The sequence below is a fragment of the Bacillus sp. es.036 genome, assembly GCF_002563635.1.
Classification (GTDB): Bacteria; Bacillota; Bacilli; order Bacillales; family Guptibacillaceae; genus Guptibacillus.
In genome coordinates this window covers 1,191,238-1,215,550 of record NZ_PDIZ01000001.1, presented here as the reverse complement: position 1 = coordinate 1,215,550, position 24,313 = coordinate 1,191,238, and the positions used below count along the sequence as shown (strand labels likewise).

19 protein-coding genes are annotated in these 24,313 nt (G+C 40.6%); 2 read left to right on the top strand and 17 right to left on the bottom strand.

Annotated features, from left to right (window positions below; all coding sequences use genetic code 11):
• Positions 1–107: 107 nt before the first annotated feature.
• The 9 genes from ATG70_RS06240 to ATG70_RS06210 all read right to left on the bottom strand — a co-directional run bounded on the left by ATG70_RS06240 (position 108) and on the right by ATG70_RS06210 (position 7,150).
• A complete protein-coding gene (locus ATG70_RS06240; RefSeq protein WP_098443485.1) occupies positions 108–1,022 on the bottom strand; it encodes an ArsR/SmtB family transcription factor in 915 nt (304 codons plus the stop codon).
• A gap of 106 nt (positions 1,023–1,128) precedes the next feature.
• Positions 1,129–2,508, bottom strand: a complete 1,380-nt coding sequence (locus ATG70_RS06235) for an MFS transporter (protein WP_098443484.1) — start codon at positions 2,506–2,508, stop codon at positions 1,129–1,131.
• Positions 2,509–2,525: 17 nt separating this feature from the next.
• Positions 2,526–4,337, bottom strand: a complete 1,812-nt coding sequence (locus tag ATG70_RS06230; RefSeq protein ID WP_098443483.1) for a glycoside hydrolase family 2 protein — start codon at positions 4,335–4,337, stop codon at positions 2,526–2,528.
• Positions 4,338–4,635: 298 nt separating this feature from the next.
• Positions 4,636–4,800 carry a hypothetical protein gene (locus ATG70_RS22410; RefSeq protein ID WP_179886202.1) on the bottom strand — a complete coding sequence of 55 codons (165 nt, stop codon included), beginning with the start codon at positions 4,798–4,800 and terminating at the stop codon, positions 4,636–4,638.
• Positions 4,801–4,828: 28 nt separating this feature from the next.
• Positions 4,829–5,062 (bottom strand): hypothetical protein, encoded by a 234-nt coding sequence (locus tag ATG70_RS06225; RefSeq protein WP_098443482.1) that lies wholly within the window; start codon positions 5,060–5,062, stop codon positions 4,829–4,831.
• A gap of 170 nt (positions 5,063–5,232) precedes the next feature.
• Complete coding sequence (locus tag ATG70_RS06220; protein ID WP_098443481.1) at positions 5,233–5,766, bottom strand: dihydrofolate reductase family protein; 534 nt, start codon at positions 5,764–5,766, stop codon at positions 5,233–5,235.
• A gap of 28 nt (positions 5,767–5,794) precedes the next feature.
• A complete protein-coding gene (locus tag ATG70_RS06215) occupies positions 5,795–6,127 on the bottom strand; it encodes an NUDIX domain-containing protein (protein WP_306472687.1) in 333 nt (110 codons plus the stop codon).
• 3 nt (positions 6,128–6,130) lie between these two features.
• Positions 6,131–6,259 carry a hypothetical protein gene (locus tag ATG70_RS22920; RefSeq protein WP_306472686.1) on the bottom strand — a complete coding sequence of 43 codons (129 nt, stop codon included), beginning with the start codon at positions 6,257–6,259 and terminating at the stop codon, positions 6,131–6,133.
• A 132-nt stretch (positions 6,260–6,391) separates the two neighbouring features.
• The gene (locus tag ATG70_RS06210) at positions 6,392–7,150 is read right to left on the bottom strand and encodes a C40 family peptidase (protein ID WP_098443480.1); all 759 of its coding nucleotides are present in this window, start codon (positions 7,148–7,150) and stop codon (positions 6,392–6,394) included.
• 401 nt (positions 7,151–7,551) lie between these two features.
• On the opposite strand from ATG70_RS06210, the gene ATG70_RS06205 reads away from it, so the two are divergent.
• Positions 7,552–9,216, top strand: coding sequence for a CoA-disulfide reductase (locus ATG70_RS06205; RefSeq protein ID WP_098443479.1), 1,665 nt, complete (start codon positions 7,552–7,554; stop codon positions 9,214–9,216).
• 531 nt (positions 9,217–9,747) lie between these two features.
• Positions 9,748–10,002 (top strand): hypothetical protein, encoded by a 255-nt coding sequence (locus ATG70_RS06200; RefSeq protein WP_098443478.1) that lies wholly within the window; start codon positions 9,748–9,750, stop codon positions 10,000–10,002.
• A 24-nt stretch (positions 10,003–10,026) separates the two neighbouring features.
• Here ATG70_RS06200 and ATG70_RS06195 read toward each other — a convergent pair whose 3' ends face one another.
• From ATG70_RS06195 to ATG70_RS06165, 8 genes are all read right to left on the bottom strand, one after another.
• A complete protein-coding gene (locus tag ATG70_RS06195; protein ID WP_179886201.1) occupies positions 10,027–11,364 on the bottom strand; it encodes an SIR2 family protein in 1,338 nt (445 codons plus the stop codon).
• 152 nt (positions 11,365–11,516) lie between these two features.
• Entirely contained in the window at positions 11,517–11,765 is a 249-nt protein-coding gene (locus ATG70_RS06190) for a phage holin family protein (protein WP_098443476.1), read from the bottom strand.
• 12 nt (positions 11,766–11,777) lie between these two features.
• Positions 11,778–12,785, bottom strand: coding sequence for a peptidoglycan recognition protein family protein (locus tag ATG70_RS06185; RefSeq protein WP_098443475.1), 1,008 nt, complete (start codon positions 12,783–12,785; stop codon positions 11,778–11,780).
• A gap of 4 nt (positions 12,786–12,789) precedes the next feature.
• Complete coding sequence (locus ATG70_RS06180) at positions 12,790–13,161, bottom strand: hypothetical protein (RefSeq protein WP_098443474.1); 372 nt, start codon at positions 13,159–13,161, stop codon at positions 12,790–12,792.
• 56 nt (positions 13,162–13,217) lie between these two features.
• Complete coding sequence (locus ATG70_RS22405; RefSeq protein ID WP_179886200.1) at positions 13,218–13,394, bottom strand: hypothetical protein; 177 nt, start codon at positions 13,392–13,394, stop codon at positions 13,218–13,220.
• Between the two features lie 12 nt (positions 13,395–13,406).
• Positions 13,407–19,847, bottom strand: a complete 6,441-nt coding sequence (locus ATG70_RS06175) for a phage tail spike protein (RefSeq protein ID WP_098443473.1) — start codon at positions 19,845–19,847, stop codon at positions 13,407–13,409.
• Positions 19,848–21,311 carry a phage tail domain-containing protein gene (locus ATG70_RS06170; protein WP_098443472.1) on the bottom strand — a complete coding sequence of 488 codons (1,464 nt, stop codon included), beginning with the start codon at positions 21,309–21,311 and terminating at the stop codon, positions 19,848–19,850.
• Between the two features lie 4 nt (positions 21,312–21,315).
• Entirely contained in the window at positions 21,316–24,303 is a 2,988-nt protein-coding gene (locus ATG70_RS06165; RefSeq protein ID WP_098443471.1) for a phage tail tape measure protein, read from the bottom strand.
• Positions 24,304–24,313: the final 10 nt, after the last annotated feature.

Here is a 24,313-nt window from a genome sequence, read left to right as displayed (position 1 = left end):
AAAATGTTTGAATGAAGTAGTCCACTTTGTAAGATGGATCATTGTTTGATGCGCTAGATTAAAAGTTTCAACTATCTTGCACCTTCAACCGTAGCATTATCATTTATTCACGAATCATATTTGATATGAACCACAATTCCCTGTTCATGATTCCCAAACTTAGGACCAAACAAATTCATTCCACCACTATTGACAGCATCTTCTTTTATCCCTAATCGAAAGGCAATGTAAGGGTAGTTAGACAACTGAAAATCATCAATCGTTTGATCAGATATTTTCTCACCATCTATATAACAACCACTCTTATTCAGTTTCCAATGCTTTAGCAACCCATACTGCGTTAAATTGGTTCGCCACCATTCAGGTGTTAACTGACCTCTCTCTCCACCAAAGTCACCTGGTGAGGTCCACGTTCCAACTTCTTCATGATTCACCCATGCCGTTATATCAGATGGCCAATCTAGTTTGTGATTGGGCGCTTCTGAACAAATTTCAGCACTTATTTCTAACTCACTTGCTCTAAAGCCATAAGGAATGCGGTTTGGAAAGCGATACTCCACATACCCATCTTTAAAATACAGGAGCTGTGCCTGCTTTCGATCTGGTTCATAAAAGGAACGAGGATCATCCTGCATTCCGATAAAACCCTTCTCATCTACAATTCCACAATTCGGTACCACATGGCAGTCGAGATAATCCCCTATTGGCATTTCGTAGGTGACTTGTTGCTCTTCCTTTTTTTCATCCGAACTATATAAATCAACGACAATGCGATCATAATTCATCGCACTCACTTTTTGGGTTCCTCTTCCCGGTACTAGCTCGGTGGCAATGAGAGCAACATCTTCTAATTTACTAACATGTGAAGCAGTTGTCGAAAAAGGCAATCCAAGCTTTTCTGCTAAATCGTTCACATTATATGGTTTGTCACTTAGCAACTTAAGAATTTGCACTCTTGTTTGATTTGCAAGAGCTTTATTAATTGGCACCATGTTATCAAAAGATAGCTGTAACTTTTTCAAATGACTCAGACCTCCCTCTTTTATTCCTAGGACCAATTATAACAAACTATCGACATAACAGTAGTAGCCCCCTACTAAGGGAGCTACTACTGTTATGGAACTTATTCTATTGCTCTCTCAATTTTCTTTCGTGCAGTTTTTCAACAATTACATTGTACTCGTCTTCTGTATAAGAGTAAAAATACATCACAATTAATCTTATAAGTGAACCTAGTGCAGGTAATAGCGCGATAACGAAAAACATCATATCAAGTGTAAAATCAGTTTGAGCCTCATTAGGACGATAGTTAATCCATGTTAAGATCAGCCCAGTCGCACCACCCGCAATCGCTACAGATAGTTTCCCTGTAAAGGTTTGTCCAGAGAAGATGATTGCTTCATTTCGTTTCCCAGTTTTCAATTCGGTATATTCGATTGTTTCTGCTAGCATCGAGGAAATTAATGGCCCCGTTGCCGTGTAAAGGAGCATGGTGATCGCGATAAATACAAAGGAAACAAATACACTGGAGTAACCAACAGTAAACCAGATGACACGGATGACAATATCAAGGGCAACAATCGTCATGAGCATATGCTTCTTCTTGAATCGCTTTGCTAGCGTTGGGATAATGAAAAACCCGATACAGCTAGCTAAACTAATAATACCGAAAATGGACATGAGTGAAGCGCTTCCAAGATTGTATGTGAAAAAGAAAACGTTTAAGGCTTGAGTAATATTCATAAAAACGTTGCAAAAGAAAACGACTAATACGGCGAACATTGGTTTGTTTGCTTTGATGGCACGTGCTGCATCAGAGAGCTTTACTTTTGTCTTAGGAGCTTTGACTCGTTCCTTCGTATTTTTAAATCCATTCAGCATGATCGGTAGCGCAAAAACCATGAGCACCACTGTTGCAAGGAAGTACCCCTGCCCCATATCGTCTCCACCCAGCCACTCAGCAAGGGGGACAAATAAGACTGGCGATAAAGCAATACCGGCGAAAACGCCCATATTCGCAAACGTAATTAATTTCGTGCGCTGCTGTGCATCCTGACTCATCACAGAGGAGAGCGACCAGTACGGTACATCCGAAACGGTATAAATCATACCCCAAAGGATATACGTGCCACCCGCATAAATTAACTTGGCAGTTGGACTTAGTCCATCTAAGGGGAGAAAACAGACAATCGTGATGATCGCAACGAAAAACGGCATGACCTTTAAATAAGGTCGAAACTTTCCGTGTCTTGAATGAAGCGTGTCCATCACAGAAGCCATCATCGGATCATTAATTGCATCCCACGTTCTGGCAATAAGGAAAATTATACTTGCTGCTGCAGCGGATATTCCTAAAATGTCGGTATAGAAAAAGAGAATATAAGATCCTACCAATCCAAAGCTAATACACTGCCCAAACCCATATCCAAAATAAGAAGCAAATTCTTTCGGTCGGATATCCTCTTTCGTTTCGATATTAGGTGAAGCATACTTTCTCGCTGTTTCCATCGTTTATTCCCCCTCTATTATTCAAAGATAAAACCGTTGGACTGCCTGGATAATAAGATCTTCTTAATTTTTTTTGGATCAAATTTATAGTCATGATGATGATCAAGAAGTCCATTCACTTCCTGCTCTACATCTGTCAGCTGGGTATAGCAAAAACCTTGAATGCTGTCATTCTCCATAATCACTTTTGTTAGTTCTTCCAAACGATGGAGTACCTCTTCCTCCGTTTGAGGGCGACTACCATAGCCCCACTCAACATCGCTCTGTTCATTACCATAAGCTATACCGCCATATTCACTGATCATGATCGGTTCCCCTCGGTATGCATAGCCTTTCGCATAATTTTGCTTCCGGCTTGTTTTCGAAGGACTACCATTTACAAAATCCATCTTTTCATAGCTATTTCTTAAAGATTCCGCATCAGAATTGTAATCATGTATCGTCAAGATATCGGTTAGCGTATGTTCCCATCCATCATTTCCTACTACAAGGCGACTCGGATCCTGAGCCTTTGTCTGATAATAGAGAGCGTTTACAAATGCCTGCTGATCTTCTCGGTGGTAGATTTCATTCACGCCCCAAGATTCATTCATAAGGGTATAAATAATAACCGACGGATGGTTATAATGTTTTTGCACCATCTCTCTCGTTTCATTCATCATGCGAAACATCGACGTGCTACTAAACTTAAAACTACTTGGCATCTCAGCCCACACGACTAAACCTAATTCGTCACAAAGAGCTAAGTACCGTCTGTCCGCAATTGTTTGATGGCGTCGAACACCGTTGAACCCCATCTCCTTCACTTTAAGAAGGTCAGACTCCATCTGTTCATAATTCCCGGTCATCAACGAATCGTTATAATAGCCCTGATCGAGAATTAGTTTTTGGTAAAAAGTATCTCTGTTAAGTAGAATCCGACCTTCCTGAACTTCAATACTCCTCATCCCAAAATAACTTTCGACCGTATCCACAATCTCTTGATCGACAAATAGTTGAAACGTAACATCATACAGATTCGGTGTATCTGGCGTCCAATAAAAGACGCGAAAATCAGCTTGGTCCGATTCAACGTTGGCGGTGAGCTCTACACTCGTTTGATTTTCTTTCACCCATACGCCTACGGTATCGATCCACTCCCCTTTAAAATAAACGTTTGCCTCGAAGTAAGCTTTTTTCTTTTGACGTGGTAGACTCGCTTCAATCGAAAGTCTCCCTTCTTCTACTCGAGGCGTCATCTTAACATCCTCAATATACTGAAAAGGCACTTCCTCAAGCCAAACGGATTGCCAAATACCTGTCGTTCTTGAATACCAGCATAAAAAGTTGTCACCTTTCCACGACTGTTTCCCAACCGGCTGCTCCACACTATTGCGATCTTCCACCCGAACGACGATCGTGTTCTCACCGTTACAGATGGCATTCGAGATGGAAAAGCTAAATGGGGTATGGCCACCCTCATGCTCACCAATAAATTCTCCATTCACCCAAACTTTGGTGTGATAATCAACGGCTTCAAAATGCAGCAAAAGTTTTTTATTAGTGTCTTTCTCCCAATGAAATTCACGCTTGTACCAAACCACTTCATGGTTTTCATCTACCTCAATGCCGGATTTTTTACTCTGGTAAGCGTAAGGTATTTGAATCGTTTGCGTTAAATCTTTCTTTTGATTAAACAATTTTTCGGGTTCTCCACGATCTTCATCATCAAATTCAAACTGCCATTCTCCATTTAAGTCGTACCATGCCGTTCGCTTAAACTGAGGTCGAGGATACTCTTCTTCCGTACTCGCACGTTTTTGTAAAACATATGTGGTCTTGATCGCCATGCCGCCTTCCTCCTCTAATGCACCCTCATAAGTAAGGGCTTTCATTAATTATTTTCTATTATTACATAATTATAAGTTTCATTACAACTAAAATAGTAATAAAAAGCGAAATATTTTTAAAATAGTGAGAGCTTTACCTCCAAAACAGACAAAAACAGAAGCAGTTTACGCAAGTGATTTAAAAATATTTTGACTACTCAAATAAGCGCTCACATTAGAAAGTGAGCGCTTAAACGGAAAACCAACTATGGGTGTCATAGTAATCATGACCTCTTCTAACAAGTGGGCACAACCTATATCATTTTTTATTTAAAATCTGCTGTCCATAATATTGACTCAGTGCGATCCCAAGAAAAATACCTATCGACGGTGCCCATTCGAATACGAAACCATTTAGAAGAAAAACAATTAAAACAGCCAGTATTCCAGCCAAAACCGCATAGAAAAACGACTTCCTCTTCATTCAACGGCACCTCCAGATAATATAGCATTTAAGAAGAGACATTTTCACGTTCTTTTATGTAATTTTGATACGCTTCTTTTGCTCGATCTGGTTTAGGAGTAATCCGTGAGATTCTTCGATGCATGTCATGAAGTAAATACACCCCTCTAAACAAACATCCCGCTACTAATCCAAACGCCACAATTCCTCCTACAAGTGGACCTAGCATGATTAAAATAAATCCTAAAATCATCGCTAATACAATCGCTAACAGTAAATACAAATAACCACTCCAAAGACTCGTTTTTCCACTTTTCTAAGAAAAATGATTGTACTAATATACGATACCATATTTTTACCATTTATTTAGAAACGTTTTTACCTTAAACAAAAAGCCATCTAAGATGCAACATGCGCATTTATAGAATGGCTTTTCTCTATTGATAAGTTGGATTAAACTTTCTTAACGCGATAATGTAGCTGGGCAAACTGTCCATACTGGCGCACATCGGTTAATTCAAGATCGTGTTTAACGTCGCTTTTCTGAAACAGTGGAATCCCTTTTCCGATTAGTGCCGGAGCAAGCGAGATAATAAATTCATCAATCAAATTTTTCTCAAGAAATTCATGAACGAGTACACCACCACCGATGAGCCAGATCGTTCCACCACCCTGCTCGTTTAATCGTTCAATGAGTGACGTCGGATCTTCCGATGTATAGGTCACATCTTCTGTGTTTTCTCTTGATTGAGTTGTATACACGTAGGATATTTTCCCTTGATACGGATTTACTCCGTTCTCCTGTTCCATCACCCAGTCATACGTACGACGACCCATAATCATGGTGTCCACATCTTTCATGAACTCCTCATAACCCGCGTCACCTTCTGGTTCAACTTTAAAAAGCCAGTCGAGTGAGTCATCTTCCGTTGCAACGTAGCCGTCAACGCTTGTCGCGATGTAAACAGATACTTTCCTTTTTGACATTGAATTACTCCTTCTTAAATTTTTTCCACTACCCTATTATAGGCTGTTCTTTACCATTTATTAAATCACTTATCATCAGTTTGTGCTCGGTAAAAAGTTGATCCGGAAGCGCATCTAGTGAAAAAAATGCTGTCTCGAACGATTCTTCACTTCCGCGCAGTTCTCCATCAAAATCGTGACAGCGAAAGAGGATTTGAACAGGTGAAACCTGATCGCCATTATCAAACGTTTTCTCTTTATCGGGACCTGAGTAGATACCAAAGAGTGACATCTCTTTTAGCACAAGTCCAGTCTCTTCCAACACTTCTCTTCTTGCCGTTTCCTGTACTGATTCGTTAAAGTCCATAAACCCACCAGGCAATCCTCATGACTCATTATCAGTACGAAGCTGCAGCAAAAGGCGATTCTCATCATCAAAAACCATTGCTCCCGCGACGACCATAATCACTTTCTCGTGACCTACCATGGAACGTAGGTGCTGTATGTAATCCATGAATAACCTCCATTCCATACCTATGTACTTACAACTATATTCATATTTGAAGCGGCTGTAAATGAGCATAAAAGAATTGTGGTACTTCTATTCCATAGAAAAAAGCCAGTGCGCCGGGCACTGGCTTTGGATTTATTTGAATGATTTCACGCCTAAATAATGGTCTTTCCAAAAGTCGTAGCTAAGATCAGTGACTTCTACACCGCCGCTACCAGCGTGGATGATTTTGTTGTCGCCGATATAGATTCCGCTATGTGAAGCTCCTTCTACATCATACGTGCCTTCAAAAAAGACAACATCTCCGATCGCCGGAGACTCTACTTCTGTTCCATCATATTTCCACATATCACGTTCCGTTCGTGATATGTCGACTCCAGCTTCGTTAAACACATATTGGATGAAGCCACTGCTGTCAAACCCGTCTGGTGTTGTACCACCCCAAACATATGGCGTTCCAATTAAGCTTTTCGCAGTGGAAACAACTTCAGATTGCGAGACGGACTCAGTAGGTGTGTCATCGGAATTCGGTTCAGTAGCTCGGGAATCCGTAGCAGATAGTGCACCCATAACCTCAGGTCCAGCTATACCGTCAACAGTAAGTCCCTTATCTTCTTGAAAATCTTCAACAGCATCTTCTGTGATCTGACCAAAGATACCATCGACGTGATAGGTATAATAACCGAGAGATTCCAGTTCTGATTGCAGTGCCGTAACAGCCTCGCCACGATCTCCACTACCCAGAACGTTGATTGATGAACTAACTGTATCACTTTGCTTCACGTCATTTGAATCGACCTTAGCAAAAGCCCCTTCACTTAAGACCGGAGAAAAGACCATCGCGGCCACCAAAGTAGATGAAGCAATTCGTGCGGTTAATCTAGATTTGTTCATGTAAATTCCTCCTGTAACTGATTCTAGCTGAAGTTTGCAACTTAATAGTCAGATGAAAATTTAGGATATGTAACGACTGGCAGATGTTGCCGTGTGATTTCCACACGCCTTCGAGCCGATTCACTTAGTCTAACAGAAAAGTTCTGTAATGAGGTTTCACTGTCATTAAGCCTGGATGATCGCTTTTTACATAAAGGAATATCTTTGTAATACCTTATCACTCCCCCCTCTATGCTTCTCTCTAATTAACATTTAGAAGCTCTATTAGTAGTGACAATACCTTCGTTTCATTTCTCCACCAATCTATTAAAATAGTGAGGTATGTCACATTTCTTTTTGATTCAATGATCTATAATAAAAATGTAAATACCCCACAGGGTAATTAAAAAGGAGACGATCATATGAGTAAAAAAATAGTCATTGTTGGTGGCGTAGCTGGTGGCTCAACAGCAGCTGCTCGTTTAAGAAGATTAGATGAAACGGCAGAGATTGTCATGTTTGATAAAGGGGAGTATATTTCTTATGCCAACTGTGGGCTCCCTTACTATATAGGTGGAACGATTGAAGACCGCAAGAAACTACTCGTCCAAACACCAGAAAGCATGGCCGCAAGGTATAACTTTGATATTCGTACATTGAGCGAAGTTACACGAATTGATCGTGCAAAAAAATCCATCTTTGTGCACGATTTAAAATCCGGTCAAACTTACGAAGAAACGTATGATCAACTAATTCTTTCACCAGGAGCGCGTCCGATTGTGCCACCAATCCCTGGTCTTAATGAAGCAGAGGCGCTTTTTACGCTTCGCAATATTCCTGATACCGATCGGATCAAGGCTTATGTTGATGAAGAGAACCCGTCCCAAGCTGTTGTCGTAGGCGGTGGTTTTATCGGAGTTGAAATGGCTGAAAACTTGAGCGACCTTGGCATGAACGTCACACTGATTGAAATGGCAAATCAAATCATGCCACCGCTCGATTATGAAATGGCCGCAATCGTTCACCAGCACCTTAGAGATAAAGGCATTCACCTGATTTTAAATGACGGGGTAAAAGCATTCGAAAACAATGGAACGAAATTACTCACCATAAGCGGAAAAGAAATCGCAACGGATCTGATCATATTGTCTATCGGTGTCCGCCCTGAAAATGAACTCGCTGTCCATGCCGGGTTATCTGTAGGAGCACGAGGCGGCATTCAAGTAGACGAATACCTCCAAACGAGTGATCCTTCCATTTATGCAATTGGCGATGCCATTGAAGTAAAATGTTTCATTAACAAGCAAACAACCATGATTCCTTTAGCATGGCCGGCAAATAGACAGGGACGACTCGTTGCTGATAACATTTACGGCAAAAAAACGCCGTATAAAGGGACACTTGGAACATCGATTGCCAAGGTGTTTGACTATGCTGTTGCTACGACAGGTAATAATGAAAAAACCTTAAAAAGCCTTGGTATTGCTTATGAAGTCGTACACGTTCATCCAGGTTCACACGCTGGATATTATCCAAACGCCTCCCCTATTGCCTTAAAGCTTGTTTTCGATAAAGAAACCGGAAAGATCTTCGGTGCGCAAGCAGTCGGTAAGGATGGCGTGGATAAGCGAATCGATGTCATCGCAACCGCGATTAAAGGGGGCTTAACCGTTCTCGACCTCCCTGACTTAGAACTGGCATACGCTCCTCCTTACTCTTCAGCGAAAGATCCGGTGAATATGGCGGGATATGTAGCAAGTAACATGGTTGAAGGGATGCTGGAAACCGTTCAGTGGCATGAGATTGATGCGATCGTGGAAAACGGCGGTACGCTTATTGATGTGCGAAGCCCTGGAGAATTTAAGAATGGATTTATAAAAGGAGCTATTAATCTTCCAGTTGATGAATTACGGAGTAAGCTTCTTGAGCTACCGCAGGGTGAGACGATTTATGTGCACTGTCAGGTTGGGTTACGGGGGTATATTGCGACACGTATACTTCAGGAGAATGGGTTTGAGGCGGTTAATCTTGATGGGGGGTATCGGACTTATGAACAGGTTATGATGGAGAAAATGATTACAGAGTAGTAATTCAGAAATTTTCTTGATACTAAAACAACGAAGCTACTATTGCATACGCAACTCGACTGTTCTACTAATTCAGTCTCCTTAATCACCTTTCTTACACAAATATAGAGCTTATAAAAAGCGGCATATCCTACTCTATTTTGAGAGGATATGCCGCTTTTAATTTTAATATAAAGCCCATTCTGTTTTTAAATTCTACTATGAATCGCGAGAACCGTCCCAGCGATTCTCTTAGTAAGTCGTCATATACTGCTCGCGTTCCCAAGGGTGTACTTGCGTACGGAACAGATTTTACACCTTATTTCATACGTTAACAACATGGAAAACCATTGATACACAAGGGTTTTGTTATATAATAGACAACAAACTAATGTATGTTTTTTTAATACATTTTGGTCATTTTTTGGTCGGAATTTTGGTCAATAATAGTCACCTACTCGTAAAACCAATTAAATCAAAAGAGGTATTGTTGTTATAAGTTAATTATTATTTGAATAACATTTATAATAAGTCAAAAACTTGAGGTGTATTATGACCGATAATGAAAAATACAAAAATATTTCTGAGATGTGTAGATCACTTCTTGAAAATGATACTCCCATAGAATTGGAGCTTGAAAAATTATCAAGCAAAAATTCATCATTAGCAATTGATTTCTTATTAAGAACCGTGATGATGTTTTCCGAAAAGGAAATAGAAAACAGGTCAGCTTCATTAGATTACATTGAAGAGAAATTTTTTTCTGCTTATTATCATATAACTAACGAGCGTGTCCAGCCAAAATAAATCTAAAATCTTTTTTTAGATTTATTACTGAAATATTTTTTCTACAGCATTTTTACTATCAAAGTGAACTTCTTCAACCAACTTTTTAATTAAATCTTTATTTCGTGATGTTAAAGAATTCCAATTGGATTGCCAAATCGAATGGGCTTTCCATGAGAATCCAAAATAGAGTTTTTCGCTCATATGATCAAATGAATATTCTACTAAATTTAGAAACTCCCTTTCTATTTTGGTGTTTTCTACATCGTATAACCTCCCCAACTGTACCAACCAATTAGCTAAATGCTCATACTGATTCCAAGCACCATCTTCCATAGTAAATTTTCTTTTTCTATTTAAAATATCAATTATTAGTTCTTTGAATAAATCATCTTCAAAAGAATATCCTTGTGCATCAGCTAATAATAAAATATTGGAAAATGACTGATTTAATTTCAAGAAGTTATCCGTATACCTTTTTTGACCTTCCATTATCATAGGAAATCTTTTTGCTTTCTTCACAAGCGCTTTAGCCGAACTAAACTTCCTACTTACCAACTTAACAAACCCATTAATCGTGGTTTCATCTATGACACTGACACCAAAAGTAGTATAAAAATAACTCTGATAAAAATCATTTACTACGTCCCTATTCAGATAGTAAATATCACTTTTACGTATTGTATTAGTTTTGAATCCTTTAGCTTCATTCAAAATGCGATTTAGGTTAAAATCTCCTAATGAATAACCCATTATTACTATGGTGGTTTCTTGGATTATTGTGAATAGTTTTCTAGACATGTAACTTTCTTTATGTAAAAAGTTGAAGTAATCAGCTTCAGTTAAAACAATGGATTCCGGGTTAATAATAGAACCATGAATATGAAAAACAGGTTTTACGTCAAACAGCTTAGGAATCAAACTTCCTTCAACAACTACCTTACTACTTAATGGAAGTATAAAGTCCGTAATAATAGAATCATAGTTTGTGGTGATTATATTTATCTCGTTATGTTTCTCTAGTAGTTCTTTAAATTGCTTTACTTTTTCCTTATCAATTGTATCAATATTAATTTTTTCTTTGATTATTTCAGAAATTTTTTCTCTAATGTTTTTACCTTGTTTTAAATATTCCTCTTCTAGTATTTGCGCGCATACAGTTAAATTAAATTTGCAACTTTCTAATTTACCTTGATCTTTTATAAAAAGATCATTTACTATTTCATTAGTTTCATCGATGTGTATAGCACAATCATATAAGAGCTCCAACCAACTTGGTGCTTCACCATTAGTCATATGTTTACTAAACCCAGTTCCTAAGAATAGTGTTAATGATCCTGCAGCTAGTGAAGTGGATATCTCTAAAATGTCATTTGTTTTCATATTCATACCTCAGTTCAAGTCAATATTTTACCAAATTTTGATAAATTTAGTTTAACATAGTTGACTTTTAGTGAGAACTAAAATAATAAAAATAACAGGCGTATGCTTAAACACACGCCTGTTAATAGCCCCTATCTATATAAACTATAAACTCAAATATTTTTTGTTTGTTTGTATAGTTGATGCCCCATTACTGAAATACCTGAAGCTACTATAGCGTTCACAAGAGCTTCAGTATTAAAGCCAAATGATAAAGTAGCTATAAAAATTGAAATAAAAATAAGCACCCAGATGATAGACCAATCGGGTACTTTCGGAGTCTTTTTTAACGCTGTTCCAATCACCCAGAGAGCAGGTACTAAAAACAAATAATTTTCCTGAATAAATTGTTGTAAATCCATTTCACATTCCTCCTAAAATAATGTATTCCAAGTATTTGGACCGACAATACCATCAACTGATAAACCATGACGCTCCTGATAATTCCTCACCTCAGAGGCAGTGTTTGGCCCGTAAATTCCATCTACTTTAACCCCAACTGCTCTCTGAATTCGTTCAACATCCTTACCTCTGGAGCCAATTTTAATTAAATGACCAGGATAGGGAACAACAGCCGAACTAGGAACCGTTTTTGCTTTGGTGTATTTTTCTGCTGCAATAGCTTCTTTAAGTTCTGCGAAAGTATTTGGACCAGCTAGTCCATCTTTCACCAAACCGTGATCTTGTTGGAATTTCTCAACTGCCGCTTTGGTATCTCTTCCAAATTTGCCGTCAGCACCATATTTTCCAATATCATACTTTAATGATTTTAATTTATTTTGGAGATCCCTAACCTGCTTACCAGCGTCACCCACTCCAAGAACAAACTCAATAACTCCTGATTTTACTTTCTCCTGAGTAGGATGGAGAATCACTTTAGGCTCAACTTGGTTAGGAGTATACGAAAGAACTGAATAAATGAAGTCGTGTCTGTTAACCCCAGTTCCTGGGCAGCTCTTCGCAGCGTGCTCATTATGAAACATGATTTCAGCACCACATTCTTTAACAAGATATTGATAAACTTTCAAACTACTATTTAACTGGGCTCCATTTAACTTGTCATGCCCATTATCAAAATTAGCCAGGTGCTCGATCATAAAGGCTCCCGTGTTATATCCCTTAATTCCTGCTGGCATGCTCCAGAAAGGACGCCCGGTCACAAACAGCCCGTCAGGCATTAAAGTTAAATGTTGCCCAATATTATCCCAGCCTCTCACATTCACATGGTACCGATACATACTTTCCTGTAAGGCAATATGATTTTTCCCATTAAAATCACTGTGATTCGGTTTCCATGTATGGTGAACCTGTGCTCTAGAATATTTCCGACCTTTTAGCATTTCAATAACTTGATCAGCAGTAATAATCTCAAAATTGCTCATAATTTTACTCTCTCCTATCAGTTAAATTAAGTTCACGAAAATTCTTGTGCTTCACATAATCCCAAATATCATCAAACTGATTATCAAATCGATCTTCTAGCTTCCCAACATCTTTTTGAATATCTGACAAGCTAGTATGGATATTGGCCTGTGTTCGACTGATTTCTTCTAAAGTATCGTTCGAACGACCTAACTGAGTCATTAAGGCAGCTTCTCTCTCACGGCTGTCCTCTCTGTTTTGCATCCGTTCTTCTTTCGCGTCATTAATCAGCTGCCTAATGTAATAGAAAACAATGATCAAAACTAGAATAAACAACACTCCAAAGGTTTGATCAGATGACACGATTTGTTCTGCTGTTTTGACGCTACCTCCCATGGAATTCCCCTTTCAAGCAATAGAAAAGAGCATGATCGATTCATGCTCTTCACTGATTATTTATCTTTTCCACTTCCTGACTCACTCTGCTCTTTCTCTTGTCTCTCCAATCGCAGTTCTTCTTCTTTTTGCTCAAGTACGGCCATCAAGATGGCATGCTCTTGATGGGCATCCCCTAGCTTTTGTTTTAAAATATGAATGACTCGATTCGCATCTGCTGAAACATTACTCATAAAAATCTCTCCTTATCCAATTTTATTTTCTAAATTCACGACTTTATTGTTTAAATCTTGAAGTGCTTTCCATAATACTGCTGTCATGGAATAAGAGGACATTCCATCACCAGCTGGATCAACGACATCGGCATCAGATTCTTCATAAATCAAACCTACACGCTTTAGTTCTCGATCATCATCAGAGTTCAAATGGTAATGGTAAACTTGAGTGCTTAATACTTTTTGAAGAGCTTCACCTGTATAAGGTTCAATATTCTTCTTATAAGCCCGTAAAGATCCAACTCGGAAATCAGATGCAGCTAGTTGAATATAGTCTGAATCGGTTAGGTTCCGCGCTTGAATTGACGACATTGAACTATTTAATGATTTTAACATCGCATTTCCAAACTTGAATGTGTGGTGCTGATAACTGGATCCATCGTCACCAAACCTGAACAAAGTGCCATTATCGCCATACATACGTCCCGTTCCTAAGTCCAGAACACTCGTCGCATGAATACCAGCTGCTTTAATTAAAGCACCATCAGCGCGTCCATCACCGTTAAACTGAATAACAGCGCCCATACTGTATCCCCTGAAATTTGGGTTATCGTCAGACAAAACAATATTGGCGTCACCAGATGCTAACTCAACTACACTTGTGGTGACTTTATCCGAAATGACGTTATTGCCACGGTAAGTAGTGCCATAGATGTTGGTGCCACGTACTTCTGTTCCATAGACTTCGTCAGCGCTGATAGATTCGACGAAATTGATATGCTTCGCATGAAGTGTACCTCTAATGTCAACTTCCACATCCCCAGAACTGGATTCAATATTAATAGCTCTTCCGGTTCCGTTTAGGGAATCGTTCCCGATCCGTACATCTCCACCATCATTCCAAACGGCACCACCAGATCCATAACTTCCGGTACCGATAAGGATTTCACCACCCATTTGTGTATCCACTTTCAATGAGTAAGCTGTTAACTCACCCGCGAAATTACCTGTTGCCCCATCGAGCGTTCCAGTGAACTTAATATCATCTGCAATAATACTGTTGGCTTCCAGACGGTCAGCATTCAATGTTCCAGCTGTGATTTTGTCACCGTGTAAGGAGTTCGAAATAATACGATTTCCGTGCATCGTTCCGAATTTGATCACACCTGCATCAAGTCCAGCCGTGACGATTAGATCTGAATCAATGGTTTGCGACTGGATGCGATTCGCATGGAGGCTGTTGGTAGCGATTCTCTCACCATCCATCGATCCGAACTTAATCACATTTGCATTTAAACCTCCTGTGACAATATGGTTTGAATCTATGGTATTTGTTTCAATACGATTTCCGTTTAATGTCCTTACATCAATTCTATCTCCATGCATGGTTCCGAATGTAATAACATTTGCATTCAACCCTCCAGCTGTAATCTGATTTGTAGTGATTTGACCGCCAGATATCGCCGCCACCGAAGGGCTGTACCAGAATGATTCTGACCCATCCATGTAATGAAGGAACCTGATTTGCAGATACTTCGTCTTTGGATGGAACCTGAACTGGCTAGATACATTTTTTCCTTCTGGTGTATCTTCAGGATCAGCATTCATACCCATGACGTGACCATACATATCGCGCCACTCAGAAAGGTCTTGTTGGTCGCCTGAATTCCAGAAATACGCATTAGAATTGTATTCGGTGGTCCAAGTATTTCCGTTATATGTCTGAGTGCCTACCTGACTACCGTCTTCATCGTATGTCTCAACCCCGAAGTAAACCCGTTCAATATTGTTCGGAACCTTTACACCCAGCGAGACCTTGTAATCTTGTGTCGGATCGACTTCAAACCACTCTGAAAAATAGTACGTTTTAGACGATCGTGCTATTTTCAGTACATTTCCTCGATCTACGTCTTTGACAATAGACCCGCCATATACTGACACGGATGAAGAAGCTCCTTTTGAACTCGAACTTGACCATCCTGCTAGATCGCCCGTGACACTGAAGTTATTAACCAAGTTACGTGCCAGAACATTCAATTCATCGGTTGTGATGGTTTTGGCTGTAATACGCTTTCCGTCCATTGTGCCGAATTTGATCAAACCTGCGTCAAGACCCGCAGTCACAATCAGATCAGAATCAATGATTCCAGCTTTCAATTGATTAGCTGTAATTGTTTTTGAAGCGATCTGATTTGCCGTGATCGTGTTTGTATAGATGTCACCACCATTAATATACGTGGTTGATCCGTACTTCCAACCATCGACAAGTGATTTTGTACTGGAATACGTGTCGTCAGCATGTTTCTTCGCAGCAGACTCTGCAGCATTCGCTTTTGAAGTCGCATCGCTTGCAGCAGTACTTATAGCTGAAGATTTAGCTGCATTTGCTTTTGACTGAGCACCACTCGGTGTTTCCTTTTCTGAAGGATCAAATCCACTTTCAAAAGAAGTTTCACTTCCAATGGAGATTCTTCTCGCATCGATCACTCCAGCACCAATTCTGTCAGCATTTAAAGTTCCCACCTGGATGCGGGATCCGGACATCACACCAAACTTAATAACACCAGCATCAAGCCCGGCAGTCACAATCAGATCGGAATCAATGATTCCTGCCTTCAGTTCGTTTGCTGTAATTGTTTTTGAAGCTATGGCATTCGCAGTTAGGCTATTTGTGTAAATATTTCCGCCGTCGATATACGTAGTATTGCTGTACTTCCAACCTTCAACCATACTATTGGCATTATCCGCGATGGCCGTTATTGTTTCACCTTCATTTAGATTCTTTACAAGGGTTGAATAACCATCAGGTATTATGTCTCCATCGTCCCAACCGCCTTCTGACCAACCTGAATCTTGGATATTGTCAGTACACCAGTATTCAACACCAACCGTATCTTGACTAGGAATAAAAATTTCAAGCCATACATCGTCGTAGGTGCTTTTCCTTACTATTCGTGCTTTTGAGAATACTACTCCAGAATAATGGCTGTAAGATAAAAGGTTAATGTAAGGGTGGTTACCGTAATTAATGCCTGCTTCTAAAGTAACTGTGGCGTGCTTTCCACTAGACGTATTTTTCAATATGAATCGACCGTGTGCTCTGCTTCCAGAGTTCATGGCGATTCTTCTCCACTTTCCTGTTTCTGTTGTGTCTAACGTTCTGTACTCATTAAGGTTATTGCCGACTGTTTTCATTGATGAGTCGAAGGTGGTGCCATTGCCTATTCTAACCCGACCTGCATCCAATACTCCCGTTGTGATCACACCTGCATCCAATCCAGCAGTCGTAATATGATCACTGGTGATGATATTTGCCGACAATTGTCCGGCACTTATTTTTCCAGTTAGTTCAGGAAGAGCTGTTCTTGTTAACTTCACCCAGGAGCTTCCATTCCAACGTTTCCAGACGTTTTCAATACTGTCGATCCACATGTCGCCATTACTCGGATTAGAAGGAGCAGTCGATGATTTCGTAACTTTCTTTTCTGCATATTCTTCGGTATAAGATTTAGCTGCTGATTCAGCATTCGCCTTTGCAGCATTCGCTTTTGCTTGTGCGCCTGCTGGGGTTTCAGCACCAACTTCAGCAGCCGTGGTTGGTGTTAGCTTGATCCAGTACGATCCGTTCCACTTCTTCCAGATATGTGGATTTTTCGATGTGTCGATCCATAGGTCATTCGTTTCTGGATTAGATGGCGCAGAAGCCTGTTGTGTGACTTGCTTTTGTGCATAATCTTGCGTGAATGCTTTCGAACTTGCCCCAGCTGATTCAGCAACAATATCAGCATAATTTTTAGCCGCAGACTTCGCTGCTTCAGCAGCATCATCAGCATGTTTCTTCGCATCAGCTAGATTCGCATGGGCTTGTTGAATACGCGCTTCTTCTTCTGCCGTTACTTTACCGTCAGCATGTGTTTGGGCTGCTGTTTGGGCTGCAATTGCCTGAGCTTCAGCGTATGATTTCGCAGCAGTTTCCGCAGCTGTAGCTTTCGATTCAGCATCACTAGCAGCAGTACTAATCGCAGCGTCTCTAGCAGCATTTGCTTTCGCTTGGGCACCGCCCGGCGTTTCTGCACCAACTTCGCTTGCTGTTGTAGGTGTTGCTTTCACCCACGATGATCCGGTGTACCGTTTCCAAACGTAAGGTGTTTGGGAAGTATCGATCCATAAATCGTCAGCAGAAGCAGCTGATGGAGCTGATGTTCCTTGAGATATTTTCTTATTCGCAAATTCTTCCGTAAAGGTTCGGGATTCACTTACAGCACTCGCAGCCTTTTTGGCTGCATCTTGCTGAGCGATAGAAACACCATCCTCTTTCGCTTGGTTAGCCTTATATTGAGCACCATTCGGCGTTTCTGCTCCCACCTCATCAGCTGTAGTCGGAGTCGCTTTCTTCCATGTCTCCCCATCCCATCGTTTCCACACATAGGGACTGACTGAAATGTCAATCCACAGATCGTCATGGGAGGGGCTCTCAGGTGGGGATTTGCTTTGTGTCACCTTTTTATTGGCATAGGTCTCTGTAAAAGTTTGGGCATCGGATTTGGCTTGAGTGGCTTTCCCAGAAGCACCCTCTTTTGTTTCGATATCCTCTGCTGGAACGCCACCTACAGAGTCTGTATCTTTCGCTTTATTTTCACTCGTCACGTCCCCAATTTTCACCCAATCAGACAATGAAAAAGAAGCCGACTTTGTTTTGGTCACAGTGGAACGGAAAACAGCTCCGTCCTTATCCCATAAGTCGCCTTCATCATAAGGAGTATTCGGTTGTGAAACGAACGTTCTTCTTTTGCTATCTGCTGTATCTTGTGCTTGAGCAGCATCAGCTAACGCTTTAGCGATGCCCTCATCTCGAACCATTAGCCATGTAAAGGTAGTGCCATCTAATGCAAAGCGATAAGAATGACCCGTTTCGGTATTGTAAAATAAATCTCCAACATGATTCCTTTTCTCTTCATCAGTACGCCAACCACTTGCTGGTTCATTGGATAAAGAGGGTTCATATGGTTTAAAATGCGATTGAATTTGATTATCAATTTGAGCCTGAAGCTCAGAGATATCATCACTATAAAGCGTCGCATTCACATAATTCGTCAGTTGTGTATTCATATAGTCGATAGCTTCTGTTTTTGCCGTATTGGCTTTTGCTTCAGCACCCTCAGGCGTTTCAGCTCCTACTTCAGCTGCTACTGTAGGACTTGCCTTCTCCCAGGTACTTTCTGATTCATTATAGGTTTTTACAATGTTCGGTACCTCGGTTGTATCAATCCAGATCACGGTCCGATCCTCTGGAGGTAACGTACTTCGCACTTTTCGAACCGCACTGCTCCATTTACGTTCATTTCGAAACAGCTGCTTTTGTAAGTCCAGCAGAATCTGGTTAGGCTTGATCTTCAATTCCTGATAGTTTCCTAAAAGAAATTCATCATCTTTCCCCGGATCATCATACCGGAAGGTTTCGAGAACCCGCGCTTCCAAATAGAGAGGTGGTGTAAATCCTGTATCTTTAATGCGAACAGTGTCTCCTTTACGCACCTTTTCATGGTCAAGATCGAACACCTTCTCTAAGGAAGCTCCCGTCACTTTATATTGGACCACACTTTCAATGTGGTGTTTTAATGCCTCTCTTGTTCGCTCCCTCACGATTTCAGGTGTAAGCTCTTCACCTTCTTTAGGTTCGACATAATACACACCAATATGATGACCACTTTCATCGCCCCATCGTTGAAAGGCTTCTTGGTCTTCCACGTAATTCTTCCCACCATTAATGCCTTCAAAGGTGATGACTTCCCCTTCTTCATTGGCTTTTCCAATTCCAATTAAAGCCGTATAAACATCATTAGAGTCTTCTATCCGTTCAACACTTATCAGGTCTTTTCCAAGAACAATTTCTTTGCCGTTATCTTTCCCAACTCGTTCAAGGAAATCGACGTATCTGCCCACAACCCTATTTCGTTGAACCACGATACGAAAACGAATTTCCATGCCAAAAAGCTCATTTATTTGATGTAAGGCTTTCAATGCATTCGTAAAATCTTTGAATTCAATAGTTTTTGCCCCGGCAAACTCAATGAGCCCCACTTGCCACCCTGTCCCTGACAAAATAAAACGGGCAGCTGTCTTCAACGTCGCACTTGTGAGCGTAATTGGACTTAACACCTTCGCCGTACGAAGGCGCATGTGCTCTCCTTCTACTTCCACGAACTTTTCACGGATACCGTCTTTGTTTCGTTGTGTCACGCGGTGAATGCGAAACGGAATAAAGTAACCATCTGGATGTCTGGCTACCACCTTATTCATATTGGTCAGTTCCTTAACGTATTCATGGTCCGTCACAGTCGAAAACTCGTAATAATTGGCTGCACTATTTAATTTCTCTGTATGCTTTCCTCCCCAGTAAACGGGGGTTTCAGGATTATCATTCGATAAGAATCCGATGATTTCATCAAAACGATTGAGGATATGAATCAATTAAATCGATCCCTCCTTCCACTTGGCTACTACTCTAGCTGCATCTGATGGATAAACCTTCAACTCCGTTTCCCCTTTCCCTATTCCAAAGAAGTTGGAAGCGATATCCTTTTCTTTATTTATTAGGGCGCCATTCTTTTCAATGCGTGCCCGTTTATGATTTAAAAGGATTTGGTCGCCTGGGATCGCAATGTAAGGAATCTCTTCCTCTGTATTGCTGTTAATCTTGAACACTTGCAAATGTTGGACGGATAGCTTCGGCGTTGAATAGGTCCCATAAGCCCCTAAATGAACTTGTATTTGAGCCAACTTGTCCAAATATGCCTCATCCAAATCCGTATAAAATTCTGTTTCTCTGGCATAATGATGGTTCGAATCATTCGGGTCTTGTTGAGCAATATAAGCTCGAAAACGTGTGCCGATCCGTTGTAAACTGAGAAGCCCTCCTTTCATATAGTTCCAGGTCCTTCTTCGTTCACTAATCAGGTAATGGCCATTTGTTAAATTTCCTACTCGCATCTCACCATGATTCGAGGTCACTTGATTGTTACTATCTTTCATTGCCATTTTGCCAATCACTTGATCTCGATCATCTAATAAAGAGATTTCCACACGTCCTACATTAAGGGGAGAGATACTTTCATTTGTAATCGTAGCCTCGACTCGAAAATCTTGAAGTGTTTCACCCAATTCCAATTTTTGCGCCGGGCCATGCCAATAGGTCCCCGATCCATAAGAACCTGCAAGTAGTCCTTTTCCATTTGAATACATCGATCCAGAAACTGTGCCACCTTCTACCAGTGTCCCAGGCATAAAACCGGTCATATCGCTACAACCATGACGCAACAACAGCTGTTCTTTTTCTACTGATCGTTCTTTTACTTCCGTTGGTTGCCCCATTTGAATGTAATCCTCTGGAGTAATAATCGAAAGGAACGTCGTTGGCTTTAAGATATCGATCATAAAGATTGGAAAAGCTTTTTCCGTGCCATGGTTGGTGATAATCGGATCAAATGGTCCGTCTGGATCATTGATCACCTGGTTACGTTCAAGGGAATAAAGAATAGGATCCAACATCATCAATTCAATCGAACATGCCCCATCTGAAAAAGTCACATTCTCGATATCATACTCCCCATCTTGAATAGCATAGAGCTCACGATTCGGATTGACATCTCGGATGATTTTATACGGTTCTTCTGAGTAAAAGGTTTGGAAAATCACGTGCCGATAATAATCCAGGTCTTCGATACTATCAGTATCCACGGTAAAAGAGAGTTTGACTTTCCGGGTTTTGATACGAGAAGAAGCCAGCGAAGCCCCATGTCGATACGGTATGTTAATGGTATTTCGCTCAACGTCAGGAGAGAAGATGTGAAAAGAATCGACCCAGAGCCCCATCTCATCCATATCGATGATTTGATTGTTCGTATATTCGATTTTGAAATTCAATTTACTCTTCATCTTCTCACTCCCCCAGAGCCCGACTGTTCATTTCTTCTTCTCGTTCAATTTCATCTCGGACGGTATCCCACGTAATTCTTCCTACGGTTTGTCCATCCATTACCACATCAGAAGAGGCGATATTCACTTCCACTAACTTGTCCATTACACGATTAACTAGCCCTGTTGAAACGTTTGATAGCCTGGATTGAGCACTGGCAATCAGTTTGGCAATTTTCATTGCGTGTGGTCCTTCAAATGGGACAATGCCTTCTTCTACATCTCCAAATCCAGCATTACCCGCGGTGAAAGGCTTAGTCATAACACCACCTGTTTTGTGCCAGTTAACATTGAATTTCGGGTAAGGAACACTGACTAGTCCGACCTTCTTTGATCCCATACTGACATTGATTTTAGGAATCTTTGGTTTTGGGATGGTAATTTTCATCCGACTGAAAGCACCCTTAATGGAATCAATAATGCCGATCACTGTATCCTTCGCTGACTCAATCGGCCTCGTAATAGCAGATTTGACACTATTAAAGATGCTCGTTGCTGTAGATTTGATCGATGAAAAAATGGAGCTGATTCTACTACTCATCGAGTCAAACGTCGATGTCACACGACTTTTCGCCTCATTCACGACACGAATGATGATTGATTTAATACCATTCCAAATACTCTTGATCGTTGACTTCACTGAGTTGAAGATAGCATTTACACTGGATTTTAACGCATTAAAGATTGAAATAGCCGTACTTTTTAAAGCTGTAACGATGGATGTCACAGTGTTTTTTATAGCGTTCCAGACGGTTGAGAAAAAGACTTTAACCCCATAAAAGATCGCTTTAATACCACTCACAAAGACCTGGAACAAAGCTCTCACAACATTCACATAAGCCGTAACGATAGCCACAACAGCTGTTTTTATCGCATTCCAAACCGTCGTAAAAAAGATTTTTAAAGCATTAAAAATGAATTTCACAGCCGTTACGTATGCATTAAAGATGGCTTTGACAATCGCGACATAAGTTGTCACGATCGTGATCACCGCGGTTTTGATTGCGGTCCATATCGCAATAAGGGCTGTTTTCAAACCATTAAAGACCATGAGGGTAAAGCCCTTAATCGCATTCCAAGTATTTAGAATCGCGCTTTTCATAAAGGCTAAGGTGACTTTAATGGCTATTAAAATGCCATTCCAAACCATGATCAAAAAATCTCTAATGGCAGGTAAAGCGACCGCAAGAGCTGCTTTGATTTGTGTCCATAAATTGATGAAGAAGTTTCGAAACGCATCACTTTTATTCCAGAGAAGAACAAATGCAGCTACAAGGGCTACAATAATTCCAATGACAATGCCCACTGGACCAGTTAAAAACAACAATGCTGTACGTAAAACATTAAAAAGAGGACCCAGTTTTGATAACCAGCTCCATATTTTTGCGAATATCGGTATTAAATTTGAAACTGCTCCTACTACGTACCCCAGAACAACAAGAAATGGACCCAGTGCTGCACCGATCATTCCAAAAATGACGGTTAATTTTTGACCTAAGGGTGATAAACTACCAAACCAGTTTGCAACACTTTGAATCCCAGCTGTTAACCTGGGTAAGATATCTCTCACAAAACCTAGTAACACTTCCCCGAGTGGCACTAAGGCTAATTGCAATTGGTTCATGACAGCCTGAAGGTCTGTACCGAAATTATCGTATAATGCCTCACCAGCCTTATCGGTTGCTCCTTCAACACCCTCAAGATCCTGATTCACACTACCAAAAAACGTTTGGAACTCAGGTCCAAGGTCTTCTAATGGCGTACCGAAAGCTGCAATCGCAGCTTGATTACGTTTAGCAGGATCTTCAATCGTTGAAATGGCAGATGATACGGCCATAAAAGCACTCTGTGCGTCTTTTCCCCCTGCATTGATATCAGTAATTACTTTATCAGCATCTAAACCCATTGCATTTAAAGCGTCCTTCGTATCATCAGAGCCTTCGCCCATTAATAAGAATCCTTCTTTAGCAGAATCCGCAAGTTTATCAAGACTAAATGCTCCACTTTCTGCACCGGCAATAAGCGTCGCAGTAAACCCTTCTGCATCATATCCCATAGCTTTAAATTGAGGAGCGTATTCATTTAGCGTATCCAGCAACTCATCGGAAAAATTCCCGCCTTTTTGGAAAGCAACGGTCATTAAATCAAATGCCTGTCCTGATTCGATACCAAAGTTCTTCATGAGAGTATTCGCCGTTTTCGTACTATCTACAATATCAGCGTCAAAAGTATCTGCTAGAATAAATGCTTTTTCAGTTGCTGCTTGTAATTGATCTGTTGGTATTTCTCGCATATTTTGCGAAACTGTTGTGACAGCAGCTGCTGCCTCGTCAATATTTTCACCAAAAGCATCTGCCCAAAGATTCTCTGCAATTTCTGCAAACTCTTCAGCTTCTGATTCTGTTAATCCCAATGAAGCCTGCATTTTGCCTTGTGCCTGGTCGAAGTTATCTGCAGCCTTCATTGCCACAGCACCTAAACCTGTTAAAGCAGGGGTTACGGTTGCGGTCATCGCGCCGCCAATATTTTTCAGTTTATCCCCTTGTTCTGATATGGCCTCTGAAGTCTGGCGAACAACGTCCGTTTGTTCTTGGAATCGATCCGTCGTTTCGGCTAACTCATTTGATAGACGCTGTTCAGCCGTTTGTGCGCTTAATAACCTTCGAGAGAGAGCTTCAACTTCCCTAGAATTGTCTCCATACATTTCTCTAGCTCGCGTTAATTGTGTAGCAGTTTCTTGTGTTTTTCTTGATGCTAACTGTTGAGCCTGTTGAAGATAATTCATTTTAGCCTGAAGCTTTTCAGTTTCACTTCCGTTTAATTTCAGTTGTTCAGCTTGTAGTTGATATTCTTGTCTCAGCTTAGAACTTTCATTTTTCATATCACGCATTGCTGAATTAAACTCTTTATTAAATACACTAAACTTGATTTTCGTTTCGGGGTTTCCTGCCATTCATCCACCC